We start from the raw sequence: 9,053 nt of genomic DNA on the forward strand, positions 1-9,053 counted from the left end.
GTCGAAGGTCCGGTAGGAGTAGCGGTCGGCGATGACGTCGTCGACGCTGTCGGCGGGCTTGCCCTCGTCGACGTCCGGCAGGCCGCTGGCCCGGCGGGGCGGCTCCTACCTGGTCATCGGCCAGTACACGGACGCCGGCGACACCCTGCTCAACCCGCACCAGATCGTCTACCGGCAGCTGGACGTCGTCGGCTCGTGGGCGTTCACCGGTGCCCACCTCGTCGAGTACGTCAACCTGCTGCCCGCCCTGGCCGCCCGCTTCGACCTCGCCTCCCTGGTCACGCCGTACCCGCTGGCCGACCACGGGGCCGCACTGGCGTCGGTGGCGGACGGCAGCGCACTGAAGGCCGTCCTGACGGCCTGAGCCGCCGGAGCGCCCCGTCCCCGCTCCACCCGACCGGAGCGGGGCGGCGGGGGCGTTGCGCACCGTCGTTGCCGGCTGGCGCGACCCCACTCGGCTGCCCGTGTGCCTCGTCGGCCCGCACGGCCTACCAGCTCATGCCCCACCCCGCGGCCCGGCGCAGCCGCCACCGCAACCCGCCCGACCCGCCCGACCCGCCTGACCCGCCACACCCGCCATACCCGCCCGACCCGCCCGACCTGCCACACCCGCCCGACCCGCCCGACCCGCCCGACCTGCCTGACCTGCCACGAGGGGAATCGAGTTCATATGCGTACGGACGAGGGGACGACCCGGGACCGCATTGCGGCCGACGAACCCGTGGCCATCATCGGCATGTCCTGCCGGCTGCCCGGCGCGGACTCCCCCGACGACTTCTGGCGCCTGCTCAGCGGCGGCCGTTCCGCGATCACCCAGGACGCCCGGACCGGCCGGTGGCGCGGTGCCGTCGAGGGCACGGACGCCTTCGACGCCGCGTTCTTCGGCATCCCCGCGCGCGAGGCCGCCGCCATGGACCCGCAGCAGCGGCTTGCGCTGGAGCTGGCCTGGTCGGCCCTGGAGGACGCCGGCGTGGTGCCCGCGCGGCTGCGCGAGGCCCATGTGGGCGTCTTCGCCGGTGCGATCGCCGACGACTACGCGACCCTCGTCCGCAAGGCCGGTCCGGCCGCCGCCTCCGGTTTCACCGTCACCGGTCTCAACCGGGGCATCATCGCCAACCGCGTCTCGTACCTGCTGGGCCTGCGCGGTCCGAGCCTCACCGTCGACTCCGCCCAGTCGTCGTCCCTGGTCGCCGTCCAGCTCGCCTGCGAGAGCCTGCGGCGCGGGGAGAGTTCGCTCGCGCTGGCGTTCGGCGTGAGCCTGATCCTCGCGGACGAGAGCAGCCGCGGCATGGAGCAGATGGGCGCGATCTCCCCGGACGGCCGCTGCTTCGTGTTCGACGCCCGCGCGAACGGCTACGTCCGCGGCGAGGGCGGCGCGACCGTCGTGCTCAAGCCGCTCGGCGCCGCCCTGGCCGACGGCGACCGGATCCACGCCGTGATCCGCGGTGGCGCGGTCAACAACGACGGCGGCGGGGCGAGCCTCACCTCGCCGAGCGCCGCCGCGCAGGAGGAGCTGCTGCGCGCCGCGCTGCGCAGCGCGGGGGTCGCCCCGCACGAGCTCGGCTACGTCGAGCTGCACGGCACCGGCACCCCGGTGGGCGACCCGGTGGAGGCGGCGGCGCTCGGTGCCGTCGTCGGGGCGGGCCGGGCGGCGGAGCGCGCGCTGCCGGTCGGCTCGGCGAAGACCAACGTCGGTCACCTTGAGGGTGCTTCGGGCATCGTCGGCCTGGTGAAGACCGCCCTGTGCCTGGCCCACGGACAGCTCCCGGCGACGCTCGACCACGACACCCCGAACCCGGCGATCCCGCTCGACGAGCTGGGGCTGCGGGTGCAGACGGACCTGCGGGAGTGGACGTCCCCGGACGGCGCTCCGCTGCTGGCCGGCGTCTCGTCCTTCGGCATGGGCGGCACCAACACGCACGTGGTCCTGGAGCAGGCCCCGCCGGTCGAGCGCGCCGAGGCCGCCGACATCGCGGGCCCCGCCGCCTTCGCCCTGTCGGCCCGGACGCCCGCCGCGCTGCGGCGCCAGGGCGAGCGGCTGCTCCGGCACCTGGAGCTGCACCCCGAGCTGCGGACGTCCGAGGTGAGCCGCGCGCTCGCGACCACGCGGACGGTCTTCGAGCACCGGGCGGTGGTGATCGGCGCGGACCGTGACGAACTGGCCTCCGGCCTGCGAGCGTTGGCGGCGGGCGAGCCCGCGAACTCGGTCGTTTCCGGCACCGCCGAGGCCTCCGACGTGGTGTTCGTCTTCCCCGGCCAGGGCACGCAGTGGGCCGGCATGGGACGCGAACTCCTCGCTACCTCAACGGTGTTCCGCACCGCCATCGAGGAAATCGGCGCTGTGATGGCCCAGTTCACCGACTGGTCGCTCGTGGACGTCCTCAACGACGCTCCCGGCGCACCGTCGCTGGAGCGCGCGGACGTCGTCCAGCCCGCCTCCTTCGCGATGATGGTCGCCCTGGCACGAGTCTGGGAGTCGTACGGCGTCAAGCCGGCCGCCGTCATCGGCCACTCCCAAGGCGAGATCGCCGCCGCCCACATCGCCGGCGCCCTCACCCTCACCGACGCCTGCCGCGTCAGCGCCCTGCGCAGCCGGATCATCGCCGAACAGCTGTCCGGCCACGGCGCCATGGCCCACGCTTCCCTGCCCGCTTCGAGCGTCCAGGAACACCTCGCCCCCTGGGCCGGCCGCCTCGACGTCGCCGCCCTCAACGGCCCCACCTCCACCGTCATCAGCGGCGAACCCGCCGCCATGGACGAATTCCTTTCCCACCTCGTCGACTTGGGCCACCGCGCCCGTCTCATCCCGGTCGACTACGCCAGCCACTCCCACCACGTCGAGACCATCCACGCCCAACTCCTCGACGCCATCGGCGAGATCACCCCCACTGCCCCCCGCATCCCGATCCACTCCACCCTGCTCTCGCGCCGTCTGACCGAACTCGACGCCCTGGACGCCGAATACTGGTTCCAGAACCTCCGCAACCCGGTCCTGTTCCACGACACGATCGCCGGCCTCGCCGCCGACGGGCACACCCACTACATCGAGGTCAGCCCGCACCCCGTCCTCGCCAACGCGATCCAGGACACCCACGAGGCCGCGACCGGTGAGCCCCCCGTCCTCACCACCGGCACCCTGCGCCGCGACGACGGCGACCTCGTCCGCCTCCTCACCAGCGTCGCCACCGCCCACACCGCCGGGACCACCGTCACCTGGCCGACCGTCCCGGCCTCCGACGTGCGGCTCCCCACCTACCCGTTCGAGCGGACGAGGCACTGGCTGCCCGGGCTCGACAACGCCGTCTCCGCCCCCGACGTGCCCGTCGTCGAGGCGCCGTCCGACGAAATCGGCGCTCCCGAGCCCGTCCTCCCCCTGCTCGCCGAGCTCGCGCCGCTCACCCCCGCCGAGCGCGGGCGGCGCCTGCTGCGCCTGGTGCGGACGAGCGCGGCGGTCGTCCTCGGGCGGCCGGGCCCGGAGGCCGTCCAGGCCGGCGAGACGTTCAAGAACCAGGGCATCGAGTCGATCACCGCCGTCGAGCTGCGCGACCTGCTACGCGAGGCGACCGGCCTGCGCCTGCCGAGCACCGTCGTCTACGAGCACCCGACGCCGACCGAGCTCGCCGACCACCTGGTCGCGTCGCTCGGTGAACTCCCCGTCGCTGCCGAGGCTTTGGTGACGCCCACCCCTGCGGAAGCACCGGTCGACGACGACGCGATCGCGATCGTCGGCATGGCCTGCCACTACCCCGGCGGCGTCGCGGGCCCGGACGACCTGTGGCAGCTCGTCGCCTCGGGCACCGACGCCGTCGGCGGCTTCCCCACCGACCGCGGCTGGCAGCTGGACGGCCTCTACGCGCCGGAGCCCGGCACCCCCGGCCGCACGTACGTCGGCGAGGGCGGATTCCTGCACGGCGCGGGCGAGTTCGACGCCGAGTTCTTCGGCATCTCGCCGCGCGAGGCCGTCGCGATGGACCCGCAGCAGCGGCTCCTCCTGGAGACGGCGTGGGAGTCGCTGGAGCACGCGGGCATCGACCCGACCAGCCTCCGCGCGGGCGACACCGGCGTGTTCGTCGGCGCCATGGCCCCCGAGTACGGCCCGCGCCTCCACGAGAACGCCCAGGGCGCCGAGGGCTACCTGCTCACCGGCAGCACGGTCAGCGTCGCGTCCGGCCGGATCGCGTACGCGCTGGGTCTGGAGGGTCCGGCCGTCACGATCGACACCGCGTGCTCGTCCTCGCTGGTCGCCCTGCACCTGGCCGGACAGTCTCTGCGCGCCGGGGAGTGCTCGCTGGCGCTCGCGGGCGGCGCGGCCGTGATGTCGTCGCCCGGCATGTTCGTCGAGTTCAGCCAGCAGCGCGGCCTCGCGCCCGACGGCCGGTGCAAGGCGTTCTCGGAGGACGCGGACGGCACCGCGTGGGGCGAGGGCGTCGGCATGGTCGTCCTGGAGCGCCTCTCGGACGCCGTGCGCAACGGCCACCGGGTGCTCGCGGTCGTCCGCGGCTCGGCGATCAACCAGGACGGCGCCAGCAACGGCCTGACGGCCCCCAGCGGCCCGGCCCAGGAGCGGGTGATCCGCCAGGCGCTCGCGTCCGGCGCGCTGACCCCGCAGGACGTCGACGCGGTCGAGGCGCACGGCACGGGCACCAAGCTCGGCGACCCGATCGAGGCCCGCGCCCTGCTCGCCACCTACGGCCAGGGCCGGCCGGCGGACCGGCCGCTGTGGCTCGGCTCGCTCAAGTCCAACATCGGGCACACCCAGGCCGCGGCCGGCGTGGGCGGCGTCATCAAGATGGTGATGGCCCTGCAGGCGGGCGTCCTGCCCAAGTCCCTGCACGTCAACGAGCCCAGCTCGCACGTGGATTGGACGGCCGGGGCGGTCTCGCTGCTGACCGAGCAGCTGCCGTGGCCGGAGACCGGGCGCCCGCGCCGCGCCGCCGTGTCGTCCTTCGGGATCAGCGGCACCAACGCGCACGTGGTGCTGGAGCAGGCCCCGGCCGTAGCGCCCGTCGCAGCGGTCGCCGCCCCGGACGGCCCGTTCGCGTGGCCGCTGTCGGGCCGCGGCGAGGCGGCGCTGCGCGAACAGGCCCAGCGGCTCCTGGCGTTCGACTCCGCCAACCCGGGCGTTCCGGTGCACCGCATCGGTGCGGCGCTGACGTCCGGCCGTGCGGCGCTCAGCCACCGGGCGGTGGTGATCGGTGCGGATCGTGACGAACTCGCTTCCGGCCTGCGGGCGTTGGCGGCGGGTGAGCCCGCGAACTCGGTTGTTTCCGGCACCGCCGAGAACGACGCGGCCGATGTCGTCTTCGTCTTCCCCGGCCAGGGCACGCAGTGGGCGGGCATGGGACGTGAACTCCTCGCCACGTCGCCGGTGTTCCGCGCAGCGATCGGGGAAATCGGCGCTGTGATGGCCGAGTTCACCGACTGGTCGCTCGTGGACGTCCTCAACGATGCTCCCGGTGCGCCCTCGCTGGAGCGCGCGGACGTCGTCCAGCCCGCCTCCTTCGCGATGATGGTCGCCCTGGCGCGGGTCTGGGAGTCGTACGGGGTGAAGCCGGCGGCCGTCGTCGGCCACTCCCAGGGCGAGATCGCCGCCGCCCACATCGCCGGCGCCCTCACCCTCACCGACGCCTGCCGCGTCAGTGCCCTGCGCAGCCGGATCATCGCCCAACAGCTGTCCGGGCACGGCGCCATGGCCCACGCTTCACTGCCCGCTTCGAGCGTCCAGGAGCAGCTGGGACCGTGGGCCGGCCGCCTCGACGTCGCCGCCCTCAACGGCCCCACCTCCACCGTCATCAGCGGCGAACCCGCCGCCATGGACGAATTCCTTTCCCACCTCGTCGACTTGGGCCACCGCGCACGGCTGATCCCCGTCAACTACGCCAGCCACTCCCACCACGTCGAGACCATCCACGCCCAACTCCTCGACGCCCTGGGCCCGATCGCCCCCTCTGCTCCCCGCATCCCCTTCCACTCCACCCTGCTCGCTCGCCGTCTTTCCACGTCCGACGTCCTCGACGCGCAGTACTGGTACGACAACCTCCGCAATCCCGTCCTCTTCCACGACACCATCAGCCGGCTCGCCGCCGACGGACACACCCACTACATCGAGATCAGCCCGCACCCCGTCCTCACCAACGCGATCCACGACACCCACGAGGGCGCGACGGGCGAGGCCCCGGCGCTCACCACCGGCACTCTCCGCCGTGACGAGGGCGGTCTCGCGCGCCTCCTCACCAGCGTCGCCACCGCGCACACGGCCGGTACCGCCATCACCTGGCCGTCGGCCTCCGCCACGGGCGTGCAGTTGCCCACCTACGCGTTCCAGCACCGGCGTTACTGGCTGGAGCCCGCCCGCCCGGCGGCGTCCGCCGACGACCTCGGCCTGGACCGCACCGAGCACCCGTTCCTCGCCGCCTGCCTGGAGCCGGCCGACGGCGGCCCGACGGTCTTCACCGGCCGCGTCTCGCCGCGCACCCACCCCTGGCTCGCCGACCACGGCGTCCTGGACAGCGTCCTGCTGCCCGGCACCGGCTTCGTCGACCTGGTCCTCCACGCGGGCGCCCGCCTCGGCTTCCCCGACCTGGACGAACTCGTGCTCCAGGCGCCCCTCGTCCTCACCGAGGACACCACCGTCCGCCTCCAGGTCGTGGTGGCCGAACCCGACGCCACGGGCCGCCGCCCGGTGACGGTCCACTCGCGCAGCGAGGGCACGGACACCTGGACGCGGCACGGCGCCGGCCTCCTGGCCCCCGGCCGCGCAGTGCCATCGCCCCTCGGCGAGTGGCCGCCCGCGGCAGCCGAGCCGATCGACGTCACCGGCCTGTACGAGCGGCTACTGGCCCGCGGCTACGCGTACGGCCCGGCGTTCCAGGGCCTACAGGCGGCGTGGCGGGTCGAGGGCGAGGTGTACGCGGAGGTCGCACTGCCCGAGGGTCTGGAGGCGCAGGACTTCGGCCTGCACCCGGCGGCGCTCGACGCCGCGCTCCACGCGATCAGCCTGCTCGACGACGGGGACGGGCCGCTGCTGCTGCCGTTCTCGTGGAACGGCGTGCGCCTGCACACCCACGGCGCCTCGCAGTTGCGGGTGCGGGTGACGCGCAGCGGGCAGGACGCGGTCTCGCTGGCCGTCTTCGACGGCGCGGGAGCGGCCGTGGCGTCCGTGGAGTCGTTGGCGATGCGGCCGGTGGACCCGATGCGGCTGACGGGGGCTGGCGACTCGCTGTTCGGCGTCCGGTGGACCCCGGTGCCGCTGGCCGCTGCGGCTCGCGGTTCGCAGACCGTCCTCGGCGAACTGCCGGGCCTGTCCGGGTACGCCGACATCGCCGCGTTGATTTCGGCTCTCGACAAGGGAGTTGCCACACCTGACATCGTCTACCGCCCGGTCCTCGGGGGCACCGCCGACCCGGCGACGGCCTCCCACGAGGTGACCCAGGCCCTGCTGCGCGACATCCAGGCCTGGCTGGCCGAGGAGCGCCTGACGGGCTCCCAGCTCGTCGTGGTGACACGGGGAGCCGTGGCCACCGACCAGGACACGGACGTGCCGTCCCTGGCCGAGTCGACGGCGTGGGGCCTGGTGCGCAGCGTCCAGACCGAACACCCGCGCCGGGTGGTGCTGATGGACGTCGACAAGTGGTCCGCCCCGCTCGCGCGCGCCGTCGCGACGGCCGTCGACCTCGCCGAACCGCAACTCGCCCTGCGCGGCGAGGTGGCGTACGCGCCACGCCTGACCCCGGTGAGCGCGCAGGTCCCGTCCCGGCGCCCGATGGACGGCACCGTCCTGATCACCGGCGGCACGGGGACGCTGGGCGCGATGCTCGCGCGGCACCTGGTGACGCAGCACGGCGTGCGGCACCTGCTGCTGACGAGCCGCCAGGGTCTCTCTGCACCCGGCGCTTCGACCCTGGTCGCCGAACTCGCCGACCTGGGCGCCTCGGTGACCGTCGCAGCGTGCGACGCCGCCGACCGCGAGTCCCTGTCTTCTGCGCTGGCCGGCATCTCCCCCTCCACCCCCCTCACCACCGTGATCCACGCGGCGGGCCTGCTGGACGACGCGACGGTAGAGGCCCTGACGCCCGAGCAGGTGGACCGCGTCCTGCGCCCCAAGACGGACGCGGCCTGGAACCTGCACGAGCTCACGCGGGACCACGACCTCAGCGCCTTCGTCCTCTTCTCCTCGGTGGCCGGAACGCTGGGCCTCGGCGGCCAGGCGAACTATGCGGCGGCGAACGTCTTCCTGGACGCCCTGGCGCAGCGCCGCCACGCCCTCGGCCTGCCGGCGGTGTCGCTGGCGTGGGGCCTGTGGGAACAGGCGAGCGGCATGACGGGCGCATTGTCTGAGGCCGACCACTCCCGAATGGCCAGGTCGGGCGTTGCCCCGCTCCCGTCCGCAGAGGGCCTGGCCCTGTTCGACGCGGCGCTGGAGGCGGAGGAGCCGCTGCTGGTCCCGGTGGCGCTGGAGACGACGTCCGTCCGCGAACGAGCGGCGGCGGATCCGGGCTCACTGCCGCCGATGCTGCGGGGAGTCGTGCGCGTGCCCACGCGCCGGGCGACCGCTGAGCCCTCGGCCCCCGAAGCGAAGCCGGCGAGCTTCATGGACCAACTCGCCTCCCTCGACGAGGAAACCCGCCTGGAAACCGTCCTCAACCTGGTCCGCCAGTGCGCAGCGGCGGTCCTGGGCCACTCGACGGTCGACACGGTCCCGGCGGACCGGATCTTCATGAAGATCGGCTTCGACTCCCTGACGTCCGTGGAGCTCCGAAACCGCCTGAACGCCGAGACGGGCCTGCGCCTGCCGACGACGGTCCTGTTCGACTGCCCGACCCCGAGGGCCGTGGCCGAACGCATCCTGGCCCCCCTGGCCGAGCAGGCTGCACCGGAACCCGCCGCAGAAGAGGCCGTCCTCGCCGAAATCGAGACGGCCGACGACGACGAGATGTTCGCCTTCATCGAGGAGGAACTCGGCATCCTCTAACACCCCCTGATCCGGCCGGCCCCGCCCCCACCCCTGAGGGGACGGGGCCGGCCCCTTCAACGGCCGCGGCGCAGGAAGTCGG

General features: G+C 74.1%; 2 protein-coding genes. Both read left to right on the plus strand.

Annotation, left to right across the window (positions count from 1 at the left end; translation table 11 throughout):
- Positions 1 to 31 precede the first annotated feature (31 nt).
- A complete protein-coding gene (locus tag AB0O00_RS22250; RefSeq protein ID WP_363654361.1) occupies positions 32 to 364 on the plus strand; it encodes a hypothetical protein in 333 nt (110 codons plus the stop codon).
- Between the two features lie 306 nt (positions 365 to 670).
- Positions 671 to 8,971: a type I polyketide synthase gene (locus AB0O00_RS22255; protein WP_363654363.1), complete on the plus strand. Its 8,301-nt coding sequence runs from the start codon at positions 671 to 673 to the stop codon at positions 8,969 to 8,971.
- Positions 8,972 to 9,053: the final 82 nt, after the last annotated feature.

Source organism: Kitasatospora sp. NPDC093558 (genome assembly GCF_040683475.1).
GTDB lineage: Bacteria > Actinomycetota > Actinomycetes > Streptomycetales > Streptomycetaceae > Kitasatospora.